General features: G+C 69.8%; 22 protein-coding genes. 10 read left to right on the forward strand and 12 right to left on the reverse strand.

Annotated elements, in window-relative coordinates; all coding sequences use genetic code 11:
* Nucleotides 1-104: 104 nt before the first annotated feature.
* Nucleotides 105-1337, forward strand: a complete 1233-nt coding sequence (locus V8J36_RS06935) for an acyl-CoA dehydrogenase (protein WP_336466551.1) — start codon at nt 105-107, stop codon at nt 1335-1337.
* Here the strand turns inward: V8J36_RS06935 and V8J36_RS06940 are convergent.
* From V8J36_RS06940 to V8J36_RS06975, 8 genes are all read right to left on the reverse strand, one after another.
* Complete coding sequence (locus V8J36_RS06940; protein WP_336466552.1) at nt 1322-1567, reverse strand: hypothetical protein; 246 nt, start codon at nt 1565-1567, stop codon at nt 1322-1324. The genes V8J36_RS06935 and V8J36_RS06940 overlap by 16 nt on opposite strands.
* Nucleotides 1568-1875: 308 nt before the next feature.
* Nucleotides 1876-2829, reverse strand: coding sequence for an aldo/keto reductase (locus tag V8J36_RS06945; RefSeq protein ID WP_336466553.1), 954 nt, complete (start codon nt 2827-2829; stop codon nt 1876-1878).
* Between the two features lie 360 nt (nt 2830-3189).
* Nucleotides 3190-3990 carry a phosphodiesterase gene (locus V8J36_RS06950; protein WP_336466554.1) on the reverse strand — a complete coding sequence of 267 codons (801 nt, stop codon included), beginning with the start codon at nt 3988-3990 and terminating at the stop codon, nt 3190-3192.
* A 73-nt stretch (nt 3991-4063) separates the two neighbouring features.
* A complete protein-coding gene (locus V8J36_RS06955; RefSeq protein WP_336466555.1) occupies nt 4064-5347 on the reverse strand; it encodes an ABC transporter substrate-binding protein in 1284 nt (427 codons plus the stop codon).
* 46 nt (nt 5348-5393) lie between these two features.
* Entirely contained in the window at nt 5394-6215 is an 822-nt protein-coding gene (locus V8J36_RS06960; RefSeq protein WP_336466556.1) for a carbohydrate ABC transporter permease, read from the reverse strand.
* Nucleotides 6215-7126: a carbohydrate ABC transporter permease gene (locus V8J36_RS06965; protein ID WP_336466557.1), complete on the reverse strand. Its 912-nt coding sequence runs from the start codon at nt 7124-7126 to the stop codon at nt 6215-6217. The genes V8J36_RS06960 and V8J36_RS06965 overlap by 1 nt, the downstream gene beginning before the upstream one ends.
* Nucleotides 7123-8268, reverse strand: coding sequence for an ABC transporter ATP-binding protein (locus tag V8J36_RS06970; protein ID WP_336466558.1), 1146 nt, complete (start codon nt 8266-8268; stop codon nt 7123-7125). Before V8J36_RS06970 ends, V8J36_RS06965 begins: the two co-directional genes overlap by 4 nt.
* Before the next feature lie 354 nt (nt 8269-8622).
* The gene (locus V8J36_RS06975; RefSeq protein ID WP_336466559.1) at nt 8623-9624 is read right to left on the reverse strand and encodes a GSCFA domain-containing protein; all 1002 of its coding nucleotides are present in this window, start codon (nt 9622-9624) and stop codon (nt 8623-8625) included.
* Between the two features lie 376 nt (nt 9625-10000).
* On the opposite strand from V8J36_RS06975, the gene V8J36_RS06980 reads away from it, so the two are divergent.
* Nucleotides 10001-10963, forward strand: a complete 963-nt coding sequence (locus V8J36_RS06980) for a phosphoadenosine phosphosulfate reductase (protein WP_336466560.1) — start codon at nt 10001-10003, stop codon at nt 10961-10963.
* Nucleotides 10964-11032: 69 nt separating this feature from the next.
* Here V8J36_RS06980 and V8J36_RS06985 read toward each other — a convergent pair whose 3' ends face one another.
* Nucleotides 11033-12673, reverse strand: a complete 1641-nt coding sequence (locus tag V8J36_RS06985) for an alpha-glucosidase (RefSeq protein WP_336466561.1) — start codon at nt 12671-12673, stop codon at nt 11033-11035.
* 245 nt (nt 12674-12918) lie between these two features.
* Between V8J36_RS06985 and V8J36_RS06990 the strand changes: the two genes are divergently transcribed.
* The 8 genes from V8J36_RS06990 to V8J36_RS07025 all read left to right on the forward strand — a co-directional run bounded on the left by V8J36_RS06990 (nt 12919) and on the right by V8J36_RS07025 (nt 18940).
* Complete coding sequence (locus V8J36_RS06990) at nt 12919-13926, forward strand: glucokinase (RefSeq protein WP_336466562.1); 1008 nt, start codon at nt 12919-12921, stop codon at nt 13924-13926.
* A gap of 111 nt (nt 13927-14037) precedes the next feature.
* Nucleotides 14038-14328: an STAS domain-containing protein gene (locus tag V8J36_RS06995; RefSeq protein WP_336466563.1), complete on the forward strand. Its 291-nt coding sequence runs from the start codon at nt 14038-14040 to the stop codon at nt 14326-14328.
* Nucleotides 14325-14690: a response regulator gene (locus tag V8J36_RS07000; RefSeq protein WP_336466564.1), complete on the forward strand. Its 366-nt coding sequence runs from the start codon at nt 14325-14327 to the stop codon at nt 14688-14690. The genes V8J36_RS06995 and V8J36_RS07000 overlap by 4 nt, the downstream gene beginning before the upstream one ends.
* Before the next feature lie 10 nt (nt 14691-14700).
* Complete coding sequence (locus V8J36_RS07005; RefSeq protein WP_336466565.1) at nt 14701-16845, forward strand: chemotaxis protein CheA; 2145 nt, start codon at nt 14701-14703, stop codon at nt 16843-16845.
* A 4-nt stretch (nt 16846-16849) separates the two neighbouring features.
* Nucleotides 16850-17308: a chemotaxis protein CheW gene (locus V8J36_RS07010; protein WP_336466566.1), complete on the forward strand. Its 459-nt coding sequence runs from the start codon at nt 16850-16852 to the stop codon at nt 17306-17308.
* Nucleotides 17305-18183: a CheR family methyltransferase gene (locus V8J36_RS07015; RefSeq protein ID WP_336466567.1), complete on the forward strand. Its 879-nt coding sequence runs from the start codon at nt 17305-17307 to the stop codon at nt 18181-18183. Before V8J36_RS07010 ends, V8J36_RS07015 begins: the two co-directional genes overlap by 4 nt.
* The gene (locus V8J36_RS07020) at nt 18183-18569 is read left to right on the forward strand and encodes a response regulator (protein ID WP_336466568.1); all 387 of its coding nucleotides are present in this window, start codon (nt 18183-18185) and stop codon (nt 18567-18569) included. Before V8J36_RS07015 ends, V8J36_RS07020 begins: the two co-directional genes overlap by 1 nt.
* Entirely contained in the window at nt 18566-18940 is a 375-nt protein-coding gene (locus V8J36_RS07025; protein WP_336466569.1) for a hypothetical protein, read from the forward strand. Before V8J36_RS07020 ends, V8J36_RS07025 begins: the two co-directional genes overlap by 4 nt.
* Nucleotides 18941-18981: 41 nt before the next feature.
* On the opposite strand, the gene V8J36_RS07030 is transcribed toward V8J36_RS07025, so the two are convergent.
* From V8J36_RS07030 to V8J36_RS07040, 3 genes are read right to left on the reverse strand one after another with little or no spacing between them, the layout of a single operon-like run.
* A complete protein-coding gene (locus V8J36_RS07030; RefSeq protein WP_336466570.1) occupies nt 18982-19515 on the reverse strand; it encodes a chemotaxis protein CheD in 534 nt (177 codons plus the stop codon).
* Entirely contained in the window at nt 19512-20564 is a 1053-nt protein-coding gene (locus V8J36_RS07035) for a protein-glutamate methylesterase/protein-glutamine glutaminase (protein WP_336466571.1), read from the reverse strand. Before V8J36_RS07035 ends, V8J36_RS07030 begins: the two co-directional genes overlap by 4 nt.
* Nucleotides 20554-23508 carry a methyl-accepting chemotaxis protein gene (locus tag V8J36_RS07040; protein WP_336466572.1) on the reverse strand — a complete coding sequence of 985 codons (2955 nt, stop codon included), beginning with the start codon at nt 23506-23508 and terminating at the stop codon, nt 20554-20556. Before V8J36_RS07040 ends, V8J36_RS07035 begins: the two co-directional genes overlap by 11 nt.
* Nucleotides 23509-23516 lie beyond the last annotated feature (8 nt).

Here is a 23516-nt window from a genome sequence, read left to right on the forward strand (position 1 = left end):
GCCACCCTATGAGTTCCGCTCATCAACTGGGAAGGGCTATTCATTTGAACCCGCGCCCGCGCAGGCCTAGAAAGGGCCGAGCGCAGCGCCCACCGGAGGACCCCATGGACCAGCCCGTCACCGACCGCCCGAAACTGAAGGCCAAGGATGCCCCGGATCTCGGCCGCTTCGGCTGGGAGGATCCCTTCCGCCTGAACGACCAGCTGACCGAGGAAGAGCGGATGCTGGCCGAGGGCGCGCGCGCCTTCGCGCAGGACCGGCTCGCGACCCGGGTCGAGGCCGCCTACATGGCCGAGGCGTCGGAGCCCGAGGTCTTCGCCGAGATGGGCGAGGCCGGGCTTTTGGGCGTGACCGTGCCCGAGGAATACGGCGGTCTCGGCGCGGGCTACGTTGGCTACGGGCTGGTGGCGCGCGAGGTCGAGCGCGTCGATTCGGGCTATCGCTCGATGATGTCGGTGCAAAGCTCGCTGGTCATGTACCCGATCTATGCCTACGGCTCCGAGGCGCAGCGGATGAAATACCTTCCGAAACTGGCCTCCGGCCAGTGGATCGGCTGCTTCGGCCTGACCGAGCCCGAGGCGGGCTCGGACCCCGCCGGCATGAAGACCGTCGCCCGCAGGACCGAAGGCGGCTACGTGCTGAACGGCGCGAAGATGTGGATTTCCAACGCGCCCTTCGCCGATGTCTTCGTGATCTGGGCCAAGTCCGAGGCGCATGGCGGCAAGATCCGCGGCTTCGTGCTGGAAAAGGGCATGAAGGGCCTCAGCGCACCGAAGATCGAGGGCAAGCTGTCCCTGCGCGCCTCGGTCACCGGCGAAGTGGTGATGCAGGATGTCGAAGTCGGCGAGGACGCGCTTCTTCCGCATGTCGAGGGCCTGAAGGGCCCGTTCGGCTGCCTCAACCGCGCGCGCTACGGCATCGCCTGGGGCGTGATGGGCGCGGCCGAGGACTGCTGGATGGCCGCGCGCAGCTATGGCCTTGACCGCAAGCAGTTCGGCAAGCCGCTGGCGGGCATGCAGCTTTACCAGAAGAAGCTCGCCGACATGCAGACCGAGATCGCGCTGGGCACCCAGGCCGCGCTGCGCGTTGGGCGGCTGCTGGACGAGGCGCAGGCCGCGCCCGAGATGATCTCGATCATCAAGCGCAACAACTGCGGCAAGGCGCTCGACATCGCGCGGATGGCGCGGGACATGCATGGCGGCAACGGCATCCAGATCGGCTACCGGGTGATGCGCCATGCCGCGAACCTGGAAACCGTGAACACCTACGAGGGCGCGCATGACGTGCATGCGCTGATCCTCGGCCGCGCCCAGACCGGGCTTCAGGCCTTCTTCTGACCCGCTTCGTCCTGGCCCCGGACGCGGCGCTGCGCCTTCTTGCCGAAGGCGCGGCCCCGCATCCCGGGCACCGGCTGCTGGCTCCCGCCGCCCTGCGCTCGCATCTGCTCGCCGCGCTCTACGCAGAGGTCCGCGCCAGCCGCCTCGACCGCGCCGAGGCCCAGCGCCGCCTCGACGCCTTCCGCGCGCTCGCGCCGCGCCTGCTCGGCGACCGTGTCCTGCAGCGCCACGCCTGGGACATCGCCGAAACGCTCGACTGCCCCGACACCGCGCTTGCCGAATACCTCGCCCTGACCCGGTTGCAGGCCGATGCGCTGGTGACCACCGACGCCGCTCTCGCGAAGGTGGCGGCGCCGCTGGTCCCCACCGCCCCCTACGCGGCGCTGTTCGCCCCCTGACGGCCGTTTCGACTTTGCCGGAATATCCCGGGGGAGCCCGGAACGGGCGGGGCAGAGCCCCTTCTTCCCTGCTTTCGCATTGGCCCAAATATCCCGGGGGTGAGGGCGCAGCCCGAGGGGGCAGCGCCCCCTCCTGTCCCTCAGTCCCCCGCCGCCGTCAGCGCCGCCATCTGCGCGCCGCTCAGCCGCAGCTCCGCCGCCCGGGCGAAGCTCTCGACCTGCTCCACCTTCGTGGCCGAGGCGATCGGCGCCGTCACCCCGGGCCGCGCCATCAGCCAGGCCAGCGCGATCTCCGAGGGCGCGGCCCCCGTCTCTTCCGCCACGCCGTCGAGCGCCGCGAGGATCCGCCCGCCCTTCGCGTCGAGATATTTCTCGACCGCGCCGCCGCGCCCGCCCTGCCCCAGATCGGCCTTCGAGCGGTACTTGCCCGACAGGAAGCCCGAGGCGAGGCTGAAGTAGGTCACCACGCCGATGCCCTCGGCCGCGGCCATCTCCTGCAGGTCGCCCTCGAAGGCGTCGCGGGCATAGAGGCTGTACTCGGGCTGGATCACCGCATAGCGCGGCAGGCCGCCCTTGCCCGAGGCCTCGAGCGCGCCGCCCAAGAGCCCCGCGTCATAGTTCGAGGCGCCGATCGCCGTCACCTTGCCGGCGGCGATCAGCGCCTCGTAGGCGCCCAGCGTCTCTTCATGGGTCACGGTCTCGTCGGGCCAGTGCGAGAAATAGAGGTCGATGCGGTCCGTCCCCAGCCGGCGCAGCGAGGCCTCGGCCGCCTCGGCGATCCAGCGCCGCGACAGGCCCTTCTGGCCGGGCGTGCCAAGGTCCGAGCCGACCTTGGTGAAGATCACCACCCGCTCGCGCATCCCAGGACGGGCGGCCAGCCAGCGCCCGAGGATCGTCTCGCTCTCGCCGCCGGCATTGCCCGGCGCCCAGGCCGAATAGACGTCGGCGGTGTCGATCGCGTTGAAGCCGTGATCGACGAAGGCATCGAGCACGCGGAAGCTCTGGGCCTCGTCGATGGTCCAGCCGAAGACATTGCCGCCGAAGACCACCGGCGCGGTCGCAAGCCCGCTGGGGCCGAGGGGACGCATCTGCATGGGAAATCCTTTCCGTTCGGATGCGCCAAGACTTGGGCCGCCGCGCGCGCGGGGACAGGGTCCGCCGCGCACAGGCGGGCCGCAGGCCCTGCACAGGGCCCGCCGCTGCCGAGGAGCGGGCCCGCAGACAGCCCCAGCCCCCCCGCAGACAGAAAGTCCTCCACACAGGAAACCCGCCCCGGGCACGTCACAGGCCGTTGCCCCGACGAGGCTGACAGCATCATGGGCGCCTCGCAAAAGCTTGCGCCGCGCTGGGGCAACGCACACAGGGTCCGGCGCACGCGCCTAGGAAGTGCGCAGAGCCGCCCCGGGCTCCCGGGCCGGACCCTGTGCCGGGGACCGGGAAGGGCGCGCGCGGCCTCAGGGGCCTTCGCAGACCGGGGCGCGCGACACCACCGGCTCGCCCACTTCCGCCGAAAACGCGCGGAAGCCGCGCCCGTCCAGGAACAGGACCCGGTAGCAGGGATTGCCGCCGGTCCAGAACGGGTCCGGCAGCTCGGTGTCCATGATGAAGCGATGCGTGCAGGACTGGCCCGAGCTGAAGGCGATCCCCTCGGGCGAGGTGCCGCAGAGCGGCATGTGGATATGGCCGAAGACGATATGGCGGATGCCCGGCGGATGCGCCGCCAGCCGCGCCAGCAGCGCGCCCCCGTCATGCAGCGAGATGTCGCGGAAATGGCGGATGCCGTCGGCCACCGGCGGATGGTGGACGAAGACCGTCACGGGCAGATCCCCCGCGCCCTCCAAGGCTGTGTTGAGCCAGGCCAGGCGGTCCGCCCCGTAGATGCCGCCGATGACCCCCGCCTCGTGGGTGTCGAGGAACAGCAGCCGCCCGTGGTCGGTGTCGATGACCGACTGGACATGGCCCGCCGGGTCGCGCGGGTGGTCGGGGAAGGCCGCCACGAAATTCGGGCGGTGATCGTGATTGCCCAGCATCAGCAGCACCGGCATCGGCAGCGGCGCGAGGATGTCGCGCAGCAGCGCATAGGCCTCGGGATCGCCGTGGTTGCACAGGTCGCCGGTGATGACGAGCAGGTCCGCATCGGCCTGCCGTGCGAGGATGTCGGCTATGGCGGCGCGCAGCATCCGTTCGGGGTCGATGCCATTGGCCATCTCGCCGGGGGGCATCAGGTGGGTGTCGGTCAGCTGGATGATCTTCATGATGCTTCCTTGAAACGCGGAGGCGGAGGGCGCGCGGCCCCCCGCCTCCGGTCGCCGGGCCTTTTGGCGCGGCTTATTTCATCAGGGCGTTGGTCTGCTCGACGATCTGCGCCAGACCGGCCTCGGGCGTCACCTCGCCGCGCATCACCGTGCCGATGATGTCGCGCTGGGTGCGCCAGATGCGGACCGAGTCGCCGCCCGGATAGCCGGCCCAGGGCAGCGAACGCTCGGCCTGACGGGCCGCGGTCGCGACATTCGGGTGGTCGTGGTAATAGGGCGCCAGATAGGCCTCGCCGGTGGCCAGCTTGTTGGTCGGCAGGTAGCCGGTGATGCGCACGATCACGTTCTGCGCCTCGGGGCCGGTGACGAACTTGATGTAGTTCCAAGCCGCCTTCTGCTTGGCCGCGTCAGAGGTCAGCATGACGGCCGAGTTACCGCCGGTCGGGACGCCGCCCCTTTCCTTGTTGTCGAGCGGGAAGGTGGTGGTCACCAGCGGGAAGCGGTCGCCCACGAGGCCCTCGATCGTCTGCACATGGGCGGGGGTCGAGAACAGGACACCGGTCAGGCCCGCACCGAACTGCTGGCGCGCCTGATCCCAGTCGAAGGTCGGCGCACCGGCCTCGGCCGCCATCTGGCGGATCATGGTCAGCGCGTTCAGGCCGATCTCGTTGTCGAAGCCGACCTTGCCGGTCGCGGTGTCGACCAGCGTGCCGCCCTGCTGGGTGATCATCGCCTGCCACAGCCAGTCGTCCGGCCAGCCGGCGATGTCATAGGACATGCCCGCGACCTTCGGATCCATCTCGTGGATCCTCTTCGCCAGCGCGATCAGCTCGGGGAAGGTCGTCGGCATATCCGCGGGGTCGCCGCCCGCCTTCGTCACCAGATCGGCGTTCACATACATGATCGGCGACGAGGCATTGACCGGCAGCCCGTATTGCTTGCCGTCGATCACGCCCAGCGCCGACATGTTGGGGGTGAAGTTCGCGGACAGGAAGGCGGCGCCGCCCTCGGCCTCGATGAACGGCCCCAGATCCTGGATCTGGCCGCGCGGGGCCAGGGTGTGCACCAGCTCGGCGGTCAGGTTGTAGCCCGAGAAATAGACGTCCGGCAGCTCGTTGGTGACGGCGGCGCGCAGCACCTGCTGCTGGCCGTCGTTGTAGCCGGCGGCGGGGGCGAGGAAGTTGATCTTCACGCCCGGGTTCTGCTTCATGAATTCGTCGGCCAGCGGCTGGTGGAATTTCGTGAAGCCCGGCAGGTTGTAGAGCACGTTGAGCGTGACGTCCTCGGCCAGCGCGAAGCTCGGGGCGGCAAGGCCCAGCGCGAGCGCGCTGAGGGCAAGGCGGCGGGTGATGGTCATCTGGATCTCCGAAGGGAGGTTGGGAGGGTCGTGGGGCGAAGCGGCGTCACTTGACGCCGGTCATGGTGATGCCCGCGATGAAATGGCGCCGTGCCAGCAGGAAGCAGACGACCATCGGGGCGGTGATCAGGGTGGCGCCGGCCATGAGCGCGCCGTAGTTCGCGCCCGTCTCGACATCCGAGAAGAACAGCATGCCCAGCGGCGGCGGGGCGAGCGTGGGCTTGTTGACCACGATCATCGGCCAGTAGAGGTCGTTCCAATGCGCCACCACCGAGAAGACCGAGAAGGCGGCAAGCGAGGGCAGCGCCCCGCGTAGCACCAGCCGCCAGCAGATCTCGAGTTCCGAGAACCCGTCCATCCGCGCGGCCTCGATGATCTCGTCGGGATACGAGCGGAAGGCCTGGGTGAAGAGGAAGATGGCGAAGACCGACAGGAAGAACGGCGCCATCATCGCGAAATAGGTGTTCAGCAGCCCCGCGGTCGCGAGCCCGACGAACAGCGGCAGCGCCAGCGCCTGCATCGGCACGCAGAGCGCGGCGATGACCAGCGCCATCAGCAGCCGGCGGCCGGGGAAGCGCAGCTTGGCCAGCGCATAGGCGCAGGGCACCGCGGTCAGCACCTGCACGATCAGGATCCCGGCGCAGACCACGAGCCCGTTCCACATGAAGCGCGCCATCGGCACCGTGGTCGCGGCCTGGGCATAGTTCGCGACGGCCGCGGGCTCGCGCGGCACCGGCCAGAGCGAGATGTCGAAGATCTCGGCCGGCGAGCGCAGCGAGGTCAGCAGCATCCAATAGAACGGCAGCAGCATGACCGCCGCGCCCAGCGCCAGAACCAGATGCGGAAGGTAGCGGGTGAGACGGGACATCAGTAATGCACCTTCCGGTCCATCTGCACCGACTGGCCCAGCGACAGCACCAGCACGATGGCCAGGAAGATCAGCGTGAGGGCAGCGGCATAGCCGGTGTTGGAATATTCGAACCCCTCGAGATACAGCGCATACAGCAGCACCTCCGAGCCCGAGCGGCCCTTGGTCAGCACGGCGACCGTCTCGAACACCTTGAAGGCCGAGATCGAGGTGGTGACGGTCACGAACATCGTCGTGGGGCCCAGCATCGGCCAGGTCACGGTCAGGAAGCGGTCGAGCGGGTGGCGCGCGCCGTCCAGCCGCGCGGCCTCGTGCAGGTCCTTCGGGATCGCGGTGAGGCCGGCAAGGAACAGCACCATGTTGAAGCCCAGCACCTGCCAGATACCGATCACCGCCATGGTCGGGATCAGCAGCGCCGGATTGCCAAGGAACGAGACCGGCTCGAACCCCAGCCAGCGGATCGCGGCATTCACCGGCCCCAGCGAGGGGTGCAGCAGGAACTGCCAGACCGTCGCCATCGCGACGAGCGTCGCGGTCACGGGCAGGAAATAGGCGGTTTCCCAGAAGGCCCGCGACCGCTTGCGCCCGTGGACCAGCAGCGCCACGCCCAGCGCGAGGAACACCCCCGCCGGGATCACGATCACCGCGTAAAGCACGGTGTTCCACAGCGCGCGCAGGAAGACGGGGTCGGCGAAGGCATCGCGGAAGTTCTTCAGGCCCACGAAGTCCCAGTTCAGCGCGCCAAGCTGGTAGTCGGTCACAGAAAACCCGGCCAGCACCAGCATCGGCACGATGTAGATCGCGACCAGCAGCAGGATCGCGGGCAGCGCGAAAAGCAGGCCGCGCCGCGCGACGCGCCGGGCGGCGTCCGTCCGCCGCGGCGGCGCCATGCCAAGATCCAGCGCGCTCATGCCGCGACCCGCTCGGACAGCTGCGCGGCACGGCGCAGGCCGTCGGCCCCGAAGAGATGCGCCTGCGCGGGGTCGAACCCCAGCGTCAGGGCGCCATCGGCCCCGGCCGCGACCGGCTCGGCCGCCGATTGGCGCAGGGTCACGCAGGGCTGGTCGCCCGCCAGCAGCCGGCAGGTCAGGTAGCGGTCCGCGCCATGCGTCTCGCTGCGCTGGACGCGAGCGGCAAGGCCCTGCCCCGCCACCCGAAGATCCTCGGCCCGCAGCCCCAGCATCATCGGTCCGGCCGCCGCGCCCGCCGCGACGATCCCGGTGTCGGCGCCGAACAGGCTGACCCGGCCCCGGGCGTCGGCCTCGACCGGCAGCAGGTTGATGGTCGGCGTGCCGATGAACCGGGCCACGGTCAGCGAGGCGGGCGCGCGGTAGAGCTCGTCCGGCGTGCCCAGCTGCTCGATCCGGCCCTCGACCATCAGCGCGATGCGGTCCGACATCGTCATCGCCTCGACCTGATCGTGGGTGACATAGATGAAGGTCGCGCCAAGGCGGCGGTGCAGGGCCGCAAGCTCGTCGCGCATATGCGCCCGCAGCTTGGCGTCGAGGTTCGACAGCGGCTCGTCCATCAGGAAGGCCGCCGGCTGGCGCACCAGCGCCCGGGCCAACGCCACCCGCTGCCGCTGCCCGCCAGAAAGCTGCGCGGGCTTGCGGTCCAGCAGGTGGCCGATCTGCAGCAGTTCCGCCGCCTCGGCCACGGCGGTGCCGATGGCGGCCTGCCGGTCGCGCGGGGTGGCGAGGCGACCGATCAGCGGCAGGCGCTGCATCAGGCTCAGCGAGCGCATGCGCAGCGGCGTCGCGATGTTCTCGCGCACGCTCATGTGCGGATAGAGCGCGTAGGACTGGAACACCATCGCGAGGTTGCGATCCGAGGGGTCGATGCCGGTCACGTCGCGCCCGCCGATGGTCACCCGGCCGGCGTCCGGCGCCTCGAGCCCGGCGATGATCCGCAGCAGCGTGGACTTGCCGCAGCCGGACATGCCCACCAGCGACAGGAATTCGCCGGGCTGCACCGAGAGGTCGACGGATTTCAGGATGTCGGCCTGGCCGAAGCCCTTGCGGATGCCCGAGAGGTCGAGGGATTGCGGCTGCATGGCGGCTCCTTTTTCTGGGCGAGCCTTTGCCCCCGGCGCATGTCGCCTTTGCAACACCCCCGTGAACCTTCCGAGACAGGGGCTGCATTGCGACAAAATGCGCAGGCCCGCGGCGACCGGCGGTTGCGGGCGCGGTCGCGCCGCACGGCACGCGCGATCGGCCGGCACCGCGGCGCGGGCGGGGATGCGGCGGTGGTCAGGGTGCTGGAGGCCCCGGCGGGCCGGGGCAGCGGGGGCGCCCCCCCGGGCGAGCCCGGCGGACCGCCGCCCGCACGACCGCGCAGGTGGACGGCGCGGCTCGCGCAGCACGCTTCAGGCGGCCCCGCTCAGGCAGCTCGGTTCAGGCGGCCCGGTTCAGGCGGCGGTGCCGAAGTGTGCGGCCTGATCGCGGAAGAAGCTGTCCATGACGAAGGCCACGCCCTCGGGGCGGACCTGGCGCAGGTTCTCGGCATAGAAGCGGCCGCCGAAGGGCGGGCCGGTGATGATCTCGTAGCTGGGGAAATAGTCGACGCGCGCATCCTCGGCGGCGATCTCGCCCGCAACGGCGCGCAGCACCGCCTTCGACCAGCCGGTCGCGACCAGCACGTGGTTGCCGCTGGCGGTGGCGGTCAGCGGCACCGGCGAGACGGTCAGCAGCACGCGGATCCCCGGATTGGCCCGGCGCAAGAGCCCGATGGCATCGCCGAGCCGCATCAGCGTGTCGTCGAAATCGTGGTTCACGAATTGGTGGCGCGCCGGGTCGAACGTCCCGGCCAGCGTGCCCGGGCAGATCGCGTATTCGACGCCGGTCTCGCGCTCCTGCCAGCTTTCGGTGAGGCCAAGCGTGAAGACGAAGACCGTCGCCTCGGCCACGGCGGCTCGGATCGCGGCCAGCGTCGCCTCGCGCGAGGCCTGAAGGGCCGCGCGGCTGGCGAAGCCCTGGGGCTCGATCGCCGGGCGGAACGGGTCGAAGACGCGGCCGTCGCGCTCCCAGACCTCGTCGGGCATCGGCTGCGCACCCAGCGCCCATTCCAGCCACTGCGCCAGCATGTTGGCGGTGTAGATGTTGCCGGTGCGGAAGCTGAAGGTGCCGTAGTGATGCGCCAGCTTCGCCGCCGGGGCCATGCCCTCGGGCGCGGGTTCGGCGTCGATCCAGCCGTAGCCGCGGCCGGCCAGCGCCCGCCCGATGTGCTGGGCGAAGCACGAGCCCGCGGTGACGATCCGGTCCTCGGGCCCGATCGCGAATTTCGGCTGCCAGAGGCCGGTGATCTCTTCGGGGGCGCGGGCCGAAACCGCGGCGCGCCAGAAGGCCTCTTCGGGCAGCTCGAGATAGGGGTGTCTGGCAGGCGTTTCTGTCACGTCGTCATGCTCCGGCATCGCCCGGGCATCCTGCGCGGGGAGCGCGCGGCGGGTCAACCGCCGCCCCGGGAACGGGCCCTGAGGGGACCGTCAGAATGCGGCAGATGCGGCGCCGCGGCAGCGCCACAATCCCTGCGTTTCCGAGGGCAAAGGGAAACGATTCCGCTGCTTTCGGATATTTGTTTAACAATTTGGGCCGAAACCGGGCGAAGTCTTGAAAACACGACGGGTTTGCTGCTTGCCTCGGCTATCGGTCCGCAACCAGACTGTTTCGCGTCCCGCGCGCCTTTTTTCGCCGACGGTCCGGTCCCGGGCCGCTCACGTTCCCGCCCGTCTCTGCCGCACCACACGGTCGCCGCCGTCCCGCCCCTTCGTCGTCCCGTCAGGAACACAGATGCCCCAGCTTCCCATCGATCCGCGGCAGGCCGAGATCTTCGAGCGGCTCGACGCTTTCGGCGAGGACGCGGGGTATTTCGAGCCGCTGGGCCCGCGCCACGGCGCGCTGTTCTGCGACGAAGGCACGACGCTTCTGGTCACCTTCGAGACGCTGGACGCCTGCAAGGGCGACCCGGACGGACGGCCGATGGGCCAGCGCATCGCCGCGCGCCACGGCTGGTCCAGCCTGTCGCTGATCGCCGACGGGCCGACATGGTTCCGCGACCGAGCGGTCTTCGGCTTCTTCGACCGGCAGGTCGACGACGCCTTCTTCGAGGATTTCGACCGGGTGATCTTCTGGGGCGCGGGGATGTGCGGCTATGCCGCCGCCGCCTTCTCGGTCACCGCGCCCGGGGCCACGGTGATCCTGGCCGCGCCGCAGGCCACGCTCGACCCGGCCGTCACCGGCTGGGACGGGCGGTTCGCGCGGCTGCGCCGGATGAACTTCACCGACCGCTACGGCTATGCCCCCGACATGATCGAGGGCGCGGGACCGGTCTACGTGATCTACGACCCGCTGGACACGGCCGATGCGATGCATGCCTCGCTGTTCACGCGGCCCTTCGTGCAGAAGCTGCCCTGCCCCTTCATCGGCCGCGGCCCGGCCCGGATGCTGGCCGACATGGGCCTGATCGAGCCGCTGCTCGAGGCCGCCGCAGCGGACGACTTCTCTGCCGCAGACTTCTGGCGCCTCTACCGCGCGCGCCGCAGCCACCGCCCCTGGCTGCGCCGCTTCGCCGCCGTGCTCGAGCAGCGCGAGCGGCCGGTGCTGTCGGCGATCGTGAACCGCAACGCCGGCAGCCGGCTGGGCGACAGCCAGTTCCGCAGCCGGTTCAAGGATCTCAGCGACGAGATCGCCGGCCGCGGCGGCTCGATCCCCCCGGCCCGGCGCCCGGCCGAACGCCCGGCACCGGTGCTCTGACCCCCGCCACTCGGGACGGCGGGCGAACCCGCACGAAGGCGGGCCCGCCCCCCGATCACGGCGCGCGGATCAATGCGCGCTGTCGAGCAGCAGGATGCTGGGCTGCCACGGCCCAAGATACAGCTGGAAGTCCGGCGTCGGACGGGTCGAGCCGATCTCGCCGCCGATCGCCACCCAGTGGCCGGGCGGCACGGTGACGGTGGCGGGCTCTTCCGAGAGGTTGAAGAAGCACAGGATCGTCTCGCGCCCCTCGGTGCGGCGGAAGCTCAGGACCTCGCCCTCGACCGTCACATCGGTGATCTCGCCCACCCGCAGCGAGGGATGGCCGCGCCGGAAGGCCAGCGCCCGGCGATAGTGGTGCAGCAGGGCGGCCGGATCCGCCTCGGCCGCGCTGACCGCCAGCGGGTAATGCGGCGACGGCACCGGCAGCCAGGGCCGCGCCGGCGAGAAGCCCGCGTTCACCTGCGCGGGGTCCCAGGGCATGGGCGTCCGGCAGCCGTCGCGGCCCTTGAATTCCGGCCAGAATTCCTTGCCATAGGGGTCCTGCAGATCCTCGAAGGCGATGTCGGCCTCGGGCAGGCCCAGCTCTTCGCCCTGATAGAGGCAGAGCGAGCCGCGCAGGCAGATCATCAGCGACACATAGGTCCGCGCCGCCGCCGCGGTCAGCCCCCAGCGCGTGATGTGGCGTTCCACGTCATGGTTCGAATAGGCCCAGCACACCCAGCCGTCGGCGGCGACGCGGGCGACCTCGGCAAAGACCTCGGCCACGGTCGCGGCCGGCATCGCGGTGCCCGAGAGGAACTCGAAGGCATAGGACATCTGCATCCGGTCGTCGCCGCGGGTGTATTCGCCCAGGATCTCCAGCCCGCGATGGCTGTCGCCGACCTCGCCCACCGCCGCGGCGCCGTAGCCGTCCATCAGCTGGCGGAACCGCGCGAGGAAGGCGAGGTTCTCGGGCCGGTTCTTGTCATAGACATGCAGCTGGTGATTGTAGGGGTTCACCGAAGGCGCGGTCTTGTCGTTGCGCTGCTCTTTGGGCAGTGCCGGGTTGTCGCGCAGCTCGGCGTCGTGGACGTAGTAGTTGATCGTGTCCAGCCGGAAGCCGTCGACGCCGCGTTCCAGCCAGAACCGCGCCACGTCCAGAAGCGCATCCTGCACCGCAGGACTGTGGAAGTTCAGATCGGGCTGCGAGGTCAGGAAGTTGTGCAGGTAATACTGTTCGCGCCGCGCGTCCCAGTGCCACGAGGTGCCGCCGAACTGCGACTGCCAGTTGTTGGGCACGGTGCCGTCGGGCTTGGGTTCCGCCCAGACGTACCAGTCCGCGCGCGGATTGTCGCGGCTGGCGCGGCTTTCCTTGAACCAGGGATGCTGGTCCGAGGTATGCGACAGCACGAGATCGATCATCACCTTCAGCCCATAGGCATGGGCGGTGGCGATCACCTGATCGAAATCGGCAAGGCTGCCGAACATCGGATCGACGTTGTAATAATCCGAGACGTCGTAGCCATAGTCCTTCATCGGCGAGGTGAAGAACGGCGAGATCCAGATCGCGTCGACGCCCAGCGCCGCCACGTAGGGCAGACGGTTCACGATGCCGAGCAGGTCCCCGATCCCGTCCCCGTTCGCATCCTGGAAGCTGCGCGGGTAGATCTGGTAGATCACCGCTCCCTTCCACCAGCCTGGCTCTTTCTGAAACACGGTCGGCGCCATGGACGTCTCCTGTTTTTCCGCAACTCTTCGCGAACCTGTGGCGGTAACCCCCGGGGTTCAACCCGAAACCCGCCCGCGCTCGCGTCGAATTGCGCAACCCGCGAGGGGGCGGCGGCGTTCCGCCCGCAGTGCCCGGGCTCTGGCTCTCCGGCGCGCAGGCGGCTAGCCTTCCGGCGGCGCCGCCCTGCACCGGACCCCGCCCCGCCAGACGACCTGCCTCACGACCTGACGCCCCAGGAGCCCCGATGCCCGACGCCCGCCCCCTCAGCCCCGCCCTGACCCTCGTCGCCGATGTGGGCGGCACCAACACCCGCGTGGCCTTCGCCCGCGGCGGCGTGGTCGACACGGCCTCGGCGGTGAAGTTCCGCAACAGCGAGGCCAGCGGCCTGCCCGAGGTGCTGGCGCGCTTCCATGCCGCCGCCGGCGCCCCGGCGCTGGCCGGCGCCTCGGTCGCGGTGGCAGGCCCGGTGCATGGCGGCACGGGCCAGCTGACCAACCTCGCCTGGAGCTTCGATGCCACGAGCCTCGGCGCGGCGCTGGCGCTGGTGCCCGCACGGGTCGGCATCCTGAACGACCTGCAGGCGCAGGGCTTCGCGCTGGGGTACCTCGCGCCGGGCAGCGAAACCGCGCTGATCGCCGCGCCCCGCGACGCGGCCGGCGTGCAGCTGGTGATCGGCATCGGCACCGGCTTCAACGCCGCTCCCGTGCATCCGGCGCCCGGCGGCGGCCGCGTGGTGGCACCTTCGGAATGCGGCCATGTCACCCTGCCCGCCCGCACCGAGATCGAGATGGCGCTGTCGCATCACATCGCCCGCGAATACGGCTTTCCGGGCGTGGAAGAGGCGCTGTCGGGGCGCGGGCTCGGCCATATCGACGCCTTCCTCGCCCAGCGCAGCCCCGGCGGCCTGCCGCCGCGCGATTCGGCGCAGATCATGTCGGCGCTGACCGAGGGCGAGCCCCGCGCACGCCAGGCTGCCGAAATCTTCGTCGGTCTGCTCGGCCGGGTGGCAGGCGACCTCGCCCTGGTGCACCTGCCCTTCGGCGGCATCGCGCTGATCGGCGGCATGGCCCGGGCGCTGGCGCCGTGGTTCGCAGAGTTCGGATTTGCCGCGGCCTTCCGCGACAAGGGGCGTTTTTCGACGTTCCTCGAAGCCTTTGCAGTCGATCTGGTCGAGGATGACTTGGCCGCGCTGACCGGCTGCGCCCGGCACCAGACCGGTCTGTCGGGTCACGAAACCGCCATCCTGCCATAAGGCATTTTTAACGCTCGCGCCCTAACCCTGCCTTGTCCCTTCTCGAGGAACGGAGGCAGGAGTGACCCTGTTGCGCTTTGATCGGTTTCCGCCCCTTCGGGGGGCCGCGGCATGAGCGCGGTCTTCCCCCTTCCCCCCCGCCTCGATTTCAACGCGGTGCAGCCGCTGGCCGCGGCGCTGCGGGATCGCAGCAGCGCGGACCTGGCGCTCGACGTGTCCGGCGTCACGCATCTGGGCGCGCTCTGCCTGCAGGTGCTGCTGGCCGCGGCGCAAAGCTGGCGGACGCAGGGGCGACGGCTGACCCTGACCGGCGACTCGCCCGCGCTGGACGAGGCGCTCGAACTGTTCGGCATCGACCGCGCGAAGCTCGTCACCCAGGCCGAGCTCGAGGCCGCGGCATGACGTTGACCGTGCTCGCGGTGGATGACAGCCGCACGATCCGCGACATGCTGCGCCTGGCGCTGACCGATGCCGGCTTCACCCTGCACCTGGCCGAGGACGGGATGCACGGGCTCGAGGTGCTCGCGGGGATCGAACCCGACGCGATCATCTCGGACATCAACATGCCGCGGCTCGACGGCTTCGGCTTCATCGAGGCGGTGCGCGGGCAGGAACGCCACCGCGCGACGCCGATTCTGGTGCTGACCACGGAAAGCGCGCCCGAGCTGAAGGCCCGGGCCCGCAACGCCGGCGCGACGGGATGGATCGTGAAGCCCTTCGATCCTCCCAAGCTGGTGAAGGCCCTGCACATGGTCGCCGGCTGAGGAGGCTGGGATGGCGCAACCGCTTGATCCGATGGCAGAGATCCGCGCCTCGTTCTTCGTGGAATGCGAAGAGCTGCTCGAGGCGCTGCAGGACGCTATGGCCGCGATCTCGGACATGCTCGATCAGGGCACACAGCCCGACGGCGAGACGATCAACGTCGCCTTCCGCGCCGTCCATTCGATCAAGGGCGGTGCCGGGGCCTTCGGGCTGACCGCGCTCGTCGCCTATGCGCACCGGTTCGAGACGGTGCTGGACGAGCTGCGCGCCGGGCGCATGGTGCTCGAGCCCGAGGGCATGAAGCTGATCTTCGCGGCGGCCGACATCCTGGCCGACCAGGTGCGGCTGGCGAATGCCGATCCCACCGCCAGCCCCGAGGGCGCCGAAGACGCCCTGCGCGCGATCGAGGGGCTGACCGGCGGACTGCCAGCCCCAGAACCGGAACCCGAGCCCGCGGATTTCACCCCGCTCGGCCTCAGCTTCGACTTCGGCCCGCCGGACGAGCCCGGCCCTACCGCCTGGCGGCTGCGCTTCACGCCCTCGGACGCGCTCTACAAGTCCGGGAACGAACCGCTGCACCTGCTGCGCGCCCTTGCGGCCCTCGGCCCGATCGAGGTGCGCTGCGACGTCTCGCGCCTGCAACCGCTCGACCGACTGGACCCCATCGCCGCGCAGATCGGCTGGGACATCCGGCTCGAAACCGGCTCGACCCGCGACGAGATCCTCTCGGTCTTCGATTTCGTCGAGGATGTCGCCGAGATCGAGCTGTCCGAGGTCTCCGGCGATCCCGGCCCGGGCAGCCCGCCGCCCGAGCCCCCGCCCGAGATCGTCGTGCCGCCCGAGCCTGCCGCGCCGCTGCCCGCCCCCGTCGCGGCGGATCCGCACCCGCCGGCGGCGACCGCGGCCGCGGCCCCGCGGGCCGAGGCGAAGCCCGACGCGCATCCGGCCGAGGGCGCGGGCGCGACCGTGCGTGTCGATCTCGACCGGATCGACCGGCTGGTGAACCTGGTGGGCGAGCTGGTGATCAACCAGGCGATGCTGGCGCAAAGTGTCTCGGAGGCCGGACTCGGCGCGAACTCGGCGGTGATGAGCGGCCTCGAGGCCTTCATGATGCTGACCCGCGACATCCAGGACTCGGTGATGATGATTCGCGCCCAGCCGGTGAAGCCGCTCTTCCAGCGCATGGCCCGCATCGTGCGCGAGGCCTCGGGCGCCGTCGGCAAGGAAGTGCGGCTGCGCACCGAGGGCGAGGGCACCGAGGTCGACAAGACCGTGATCGAGCGTCTCGCCGACCCGCTGACCCACATGATCCGCAACGCCGTCGACCATGGGCTGGAGCGCCCGGACAAGCGGCTCGAGCGCGGCAAGTCGCGCGAGGGGATCATCACCCTTTCGGCGCAGCACCGCTCTGGCCGGGTGGTGATCGAGGTCTCGGACGACGGCGGCGGCATCAACCGCCCCCGCGTGCGCGAGATCGCGGAGCAGAAGGGCCTGATCCCGCCCGAGGCGCAGCTGTCCGACGGCGAGATCGACAACTTGCTGTTCCTGCCCGGTTTCTCGACCGCCAGCGAGGTTTCGGCCCTCTCCGGCCGCGGCGTGGGCATGGATGTGGTCAAGCAGGCGATCCAGGCCCTTGGCGGCCGGATCTCGATCGTCTCCGAGCCCGGGCAAGGCACCTGCTTCTCGATCTCGCTGCCGCTGACCCTCGCCGTTCTGGACGGAATGGTCGTGAAGGTGGCGGGCGAAACGCTGGTGATCCCGCTGTCGGCCATCGTCGAGACCGCCACGCTTTCGGCCGGCGACATCCGCATGCTCGGGCCGGAAAGCAGCGTGATCCACATCCGCGGCGGCTTCGTGCCGCTCTACGATCTCGGCGCCGAACTCGGTTACCGCGAACCGCGCGCCTCCTATGCCGGCTGCATCGTGTTGCTGACGGCCCAGGACGACGGCAGCCGCGCGGCCCTGGTCGTCGAAGAGATCATGGAGCAGCGCCAAGTGGTGATCAAAGGCCTGCAACAGGGCTATGGCAACATTCCCGGCGTCGCCGCCGCGACCATCCTTGGCGATGGCAAGATCGCGCTGATCCTCGACCCGGGGGATCTGGTGCAGAATGCCACCGGCCGCACCCGCCTCCCCGATTTCGCGCTGACAGGTTGAGATCATGACCGAGGATCGTCTCACTTCCGAACTCGAGCTTCTGTCCTTCCGCCTCGCGGAACAGGAATACAGCGTCGACATCATGTCCGTACGCGAGATCCGCGGATGGACGCGCGCCACGCCGCTGCCGCACAGCCCGCATTACATGCGCGGCGTGATCAACCTGCGCGGAACGGTCCTGCCGGTGATCGACCTCGCCTCGCGCCTCGGCATGCCACCGGTCGAGGGCGATGCCCGCAACGTCATCATCGTCGTGCAGTCCGAGGGCCAGAGCGTCGGCCTGCTGGTCGATGCGGTCTCGGACATCCTCGCGCTGCCGCGCGACCAGCTGCAGCCGCCGCCCGAAATCAGCGCAGATGCCGCGGCCGGCTTCATCCAGGCCCTGACCATCGTCGAGGGGCGGATGATCCGGGTGCTGGATCTGTCCTCAGTCCTGCCCGGCTACAGGACCGATGCGGCATGACGGCAATGACAGGTTTCCTCCACCACGGCGGCCCTCCGGCCCCCAGCCCCGAAGAGATGGTGGCGATCGCGCGCATTCTGCACGAAGAGGCGGGCATCGTCCTGCATCCGTCGAAATCCAGCATGGTGCAGTCGCGCCTTGCAAAACGGCTGCGCAAGCTGTCGCTCGATGGCTACGGCGACTACATCGCACTGGTCAACACAGCCGACGGTCAGGATGAGCGGCGGCGGATGATCTCTGCCCTGACCACCAACGTGTCGCATTTCTTCCGTGAAGCCCATCACTTCGACCTGCTCCGAAGCACGGTCCTGCCCCCTCTGATCGAGCGCGCCAAGGCCGGCGGCAGGGTGCGCCTCTGGTCCGCGGGCTGCTCGAACGGTCAGGAGCCCTGGTCGATGACCATGGTGATCCGCGACCTGCTGCCCGAGGCTCACCGGTTCGACCTGCGCATCCTCGCGACCGACATCGATCCCGAAGTCCTCGCCCGGGCGGAACGCGGCGTGTATCCCGCGGGCGCGCTGGAGGGGCTGGATGCAGGGCTCGTCGCCCGCCATTTCAGGCGCGACCCCGACGGGCATGGCATCTGTGACGAGGCGCGTGCCCTGCTGCGCTTCCGTGAGCTCAACCTGCACGGCCCGTGGCCCATGCGCGGCACCTTCGACGTCATCTTCTGCCGCAATGTCGTGATCTATTTCGATGCTCCGGCCCAGGCGCGGCTCTGGCACCGCTTTGCCGGCGCGCTCGCGCCCGGTGGCACGCTTTGCGTCGGGCATTCGGAGCGCGTTCCTGTCGCCCCGACATTGCCCTTCGTCACGGCGGGGATCACGAGCTATCGCCGAACCGAGGCACCGCTGCCGCGCCGGGAGGATCACTGATGTCGCTCCGCGAACAGTTGAAGGTCATGGTCGTCGATGACATGTCGACCAGCCGTGGCCTGATCACCCAGGCTCTCGACGCGATGGGGCTCCGCCAGGTTGCCTATGCCAGCGATGGCCCGGGTGCCCTGGATGCCCTTGGCAAAGCTCCGGCGCATCTGGTGATCTCGGATTACAACATGCCGGGCATGGATGGGCTGCAGCTGCTGCAGGCCCTGCGCGGCGGCGCCAAGACCAAGGGCGTTGGCTTCATCCTGATCACGGGACGCGCTGACAAGGAGATCATCGATTCCGGCAAGCGCCTAGGAATGAACAATTTTCTCAAAAAGCCCTTTACGCCGCAGGAGCTGCGCACCTGCATCGAGGCGGTGGTGGGCCGGCTGTGAGCAGCGCAGCATCGGTCCTCGCCCATCGCGACCTCCCGCTGGATGCGCTTGCGCAGCGGATTGCTGAAGAGCTCGCCGCGCTGGCGGCCCTTTCTGCCGGCGTGCAGTCCGCCCTGTCGCTCTGTCATTTCGCAGACCATACGGACCCGGCGGCGATCCGGGGTTTGCAGGGGATCGACCGGATCACCCAATGCCTCGAGGATCTTGGACGGCTGATGGAATCGGTATCCGGTGAGCTGACCGGCGATGTTCGCCTACATGCCGTTCCGATCCTCTCGCGGCTGCGCCTGCACGAGCTGGTGTCAGCACTCGACCCTGAGCAGGGGCCGATCCAGCCTCCGCCGGACGATGGTGAGGTCACCTGGTTCTAGGAACAGCGGCGCGGCCCACAGGCAAGCGCCACACCACCACCTCAGAAGAGCTCCACCCCATTCGCCGGGGCCGGCCGAAGGCTCGGCTTCTCCTGAAGGCCGGCATTCCCGACCAGCTTCTGGCGCGCGCGACCGTCGCCCGGCCAGAACTGGACGCGGCGGGCTTCGGTACCGCCCAGGCTTTGCCCGACGCAGTGCAACCCCTCCTTGTCGAGAAAATCGAGAACGAACTGCGCATTCTTTGCGCCGATGTCGGAAAGGCCAGCAACCATCCGTGCCCCGCCAAAAACCTTCGCCTGCATGCGCCCCCGCTGCGCCCCGGCCTTGATGAGGGCATTTATCAGCAATTCCATGGCATTGATGCCGAAACTCGCCGCAGGTGCGCCCGTGCCGGTCCCTTCCGGCAGCAGGAAGTGGTTCATGCCGCCCACACGCGCGACCGGGTCATGCAGGCAGGTCGCAATGCAGGACCCGAGAATGGTGGAAATCGAACTCTGCTCTCGTCCCACCGCGAATTCGCCCTGCGAGATATGATAGGCGCCCTCGAGCGGGACCTTGCTGTCGACACCGATCATCCACGTTCCCCCGCCGCAACATTTTGCCGCCCCGCCAGCGCGAGCAGTTCTCCGGACAGGCGCGTGAGCGGGACCGCACGCTCGGCCCCGCCGATCTCGAGCGCAGCACGCGGCATGCCCCAGACCACCGAACTCGCCTGGTCCTGCGCGATGCACCGCGCCCCCGCCGCGCGCAGGGCGGCCATGCCCTCGGCGCCATCCCGTCCCATACCGGTCAAAAGCGCCGCGACCACTTTCGACGCCAGCGGCACGGCACTCTCGAACAGCACGTCGACAGACGGGCGGTGTCCGCTGCGCTTCGGCGCCTCCAGAAGGCGACATGTCATCCCGTTGCCCAGCGCGAGGTGATGGGATCCACCCGGCGCCAGGCGCACCTCGCCCTGGCGCAGGGGCTGCCCATCCTCGGCCAACCTCACCTTGGGGGCGACGATCCCATCGAGGCGCCGCGCAAAGCTTGCCAGAAACGACGCGGGCATGTGCTGGGTGATCAGCACCGGGGGACCGTCCGCCGGAAAGCCGCGCAAGACGCATTCCAAGGCGTCGACCCCGCCCGTCGATGACCCGATCAGCACCAGCTTTCCGTTCCACAGGAAATTGCGCGGTGCCACAGGGCGCTGCCGCTGTCCCTGCAGGCGGGCCGAGGCTGCGGCGACGAGGATGTCGCCAAGCTCGCGAAACCCGTAAGGCAGCCGATCGGCCGCGGGCTTGCCGATGCAATCGACGGCCCCCAGCGCCAAGGCCTCGATCGCGACCCGAGACCCTTCGGACGTCTCGGTCGAGATCATCACCACGGGCATCGGACGCAGCCGCATGAGACGCTCGAGGAACTCCAGACCGTTCATCCTCGGCATCTCGACATCCAGCGTCAGCACATCGGGCGACAGGCGCCGGATCAGCTCACGGGCCTCAAGTGGATCTTCCGCCTCGCCGACCACCTGTAGCCGCGGATCGCTCGAGAGCCGATGGCGGATCAATTGCCGAATGGTGCGACTGTCATCGACGATCAGCACCTTGACTACGCTGGCCACGCGCGGAACCTCAACCGGCATTCCGCCATTCCATGGTCTGCGGGCGTTGCTGGCCGGCCAGGCGGAAGCGGGCAACCTCTCGGGCCAACGTTTCTGCATCCTCGCTGATGCTGCGGCTGGCCGCGGCGGTCTCTTCGAACATCGCGGCATTCTGCTGGGTGACCTGGTCCAGCTGGTTGATCGCGGTGTTGATCTCTGCAAGACCCGAGGACTGTTCGGCCGAGGAACTTGCGATCTCTCCGACCCGCGCGGTGATGTCCGAGACCCCGGCAAGGATCTCGCGCAGTGCCCCCCCCGCCTTGCCGACCAGTTCCACCCCGGCGCGGACATGGCCACCGGACCGCGCGATCAGCCCGTCGATCTCGCGCGCCGCCTCCGAGGACCGTTGCGCCAATGCCCGCACCTCGGAGGCGACGACCGCGAAGCCACGCCCCGCCTCGCCGGCCCGCGCGGCCTCGACCCCCGCGTTCAGCGCCAGGAGGTTGGTCTGGAAGGCGATGTCGTCGATGACGCCGATGATCCGCGAGATCTCCTGCGAAGACGCCTCGATCTGCTCCATCGCCGCGACAGCCTCGTCAACGATCCGGCCCGAGCGTTCCGCGGCCCCGCGGGCGACTTCGACCGCGCCCTGGGCCTCGGCGGCGCCGGCCGCGGCCGAGCGCACCGAGGCGGTCAACTGGTCGAGCGCCGCCGCAGTCTCTTCCAGCGTCGCGGCCTGCCGTTCGGCGCGCCGGCTCAGATCCTCGGCCGAGCCGGAGATCTCGCTCGACCCGCTGCTGAGCGATCCGGCCCGTTCCGCCACGGCGCCGATCGTGCGGGCGAGCTGCTCGACCGTGTGGTTGAAGTCGGCGCGGACGCCCTCGTAATCGCTGGAGAACCGGTCGTCGATGCGAACCGAGAGTTCCCCCGAGGACAGCCGCTGCAGGGCCGCCGCGAGCACGGTCACTGCCTGCCGCTGCGCTTCGGCCAGCGCCTGGCGGGTCGCGTCGGCTGCGGCGAGGGCTGCCTGCGCCTCGGTCACGTCGGTCGCGATCAGCGAGATCCGCATCACCGCGCCGCTGCGGTCCAGCACCGGCGCCAGCATCGCATCGGCAAGCCGCGGCCCCAGTGCGAGTCGCCCCTGCCAGCCCTTGCCGGCCAGAAGGCCCTCCCACAGCGCCTCGAAGCCGCCCGCCGCCTCGGATTGCGGGCGGAACAGATCGGCGGCGCGCCGGCCGGACAGATCTTCGGCACCAGCGAGCGCAGCGAAATGCGCGTTGGCGACCGCAAGCTCGCCGCCGGGCTCGAACTGCGCCATCGCCTGTGCACGGTCCAGCGCGCCGATCACCGCCTGCGTCAGCCGGTCCGCGGTCACGTCGCGCCATTCGACGACGTAACCAATGCGCCCCCGCCCCTCCATCTTCACCTCGCTGACGTTCAGCGAGAAGCGCGCCGATCCGACCTTGATCTCGGCCAGATGCGGCAGGTTGCGGCTGTCCGACAGCAGCGCCCGCGCCCGGGCCGGGATCGCGTGGAAGACGTCCATCGTCCGGCCGATCACCGTGTCCGGATCGAAGGTACTGACCTGTGCGCGGAAATCCTCGCGCCGCGCCTCGAACAGCCGCGACAGCGCCGGGTTCACGAAGCGGATCTCGAAACCGTCGTTCACCATCATCAGCGGCGCCGAGGTCCCGTCGAAGGCCGCACCGCGGAAGGCCGCGGCCTCGGCCTGCACGGCCGCCTCGGCCAGGCGGTCGCGGAACGCACCCAGCGCCCGGGCGATGTCGCCGATCTCGTCCCCGCGGCCCTGCCCCGCGATGGTGATCGCATAGTCACCCTCGGCCACGCGGGACATGCTGTCGCAGGCCGCCGCGAGGGGGCGCGAGATCCCGCGCGCAAGCCACCAGGCCAGCACCGCGATGCCGCCGATCAGCCCGATCCCGCTGAGCGTCACGATCCGCACCAGCCGCCAGACGGGCGCGAGGATCTCGTCGCGGTCCTGCTCGACGATCAGCGCCTCGCCCGCCCCGAACATCTTCACCGGTCCGTAGCTGACCACCGCGGCATCCCCGTCGATCGCGCGCCCGTCCGCGGTGCCGACCTCGCCCGCCAAGGCGCGCTGCACCTCGGGCTGGGTCGTCGTCACCGGTGCCAGCGGGTCGGCAGAGCCGCCCTCGATATTGGTCCGCAGCCGCTGGTCTGCCCCGACCAGGAAGGCACGGCCGGTCGCCCCAAGCCCGGCGCGGGTACCGGTGATCGCGTTGATCTGGTCGAAGGGCAGCTGGAAGGCGATCGCGCCGATCCGGTTGCCGTCCTTGTCGAAGACCGGGGCCGCGACGAAAGCGGCCTCTGCCCCGGCCGAGGGCGCGTAGGGTTCGAAATCCGCGAAGGCCGGGGCTGCGTCCGGGCCGGCCTGCAGCGCGGCGCGCACCGCGCGGCCAAGGCCGGTGTCCTTGTAGGGCCCCTGCATCAGGTCGCTGGCGAAGTCCTCTTCCTTGAACAGCGTGTAGACGACGCGGCCCGCCGTATCGATCAGGAAGATGTCGTAATAGCCCTTCTGGCGGTAGAGCGCGGTGAAGCCCGCATGGTTGCGGCGGTGGGTGATCGAGTAGTCGTCGGTCCCGCCCGCGGTCTCGAGCTTGTAGCGCTGGCCGGCCGGATGCGGGTTGCCGGTGATGTATTCGCGCTTGAGGTCGCCCTCGGCGCCGGGGCCGCGGCGATTGAAGGCGATGGTGAACTCGGTCAGCGCGCGCACCGCCGACTGGCTGCCCGCGGTGGCCAGCAGGTCGGCCGCGATGTCATGCGCCCAGCGGTCCAGCTGTTCGCGCCGCATTTCCGCCGCGAGTGCCAGCCGGTCGCGTCCCGCCTCCATCAGGGCGGTTCCGGCCTCTCGCACGGCGAGCGCGCCCATGCAGACGAGGGTGACGAGGCTGACCGCGACGATCAGCAGGGGCAGCTTCGCGCTGAGGCGCAGGGTCTTCGACATGGGGGTCC

This window comes from Frigidibacter sp. MR17.14, assembly GCF_037095735.1.
Classification (GTDB): Bacteria; Pseudomonadota; Alphaproteobacteria; order Rhodobacterales; family Rhodobacteraceae; genus Frigidibacter.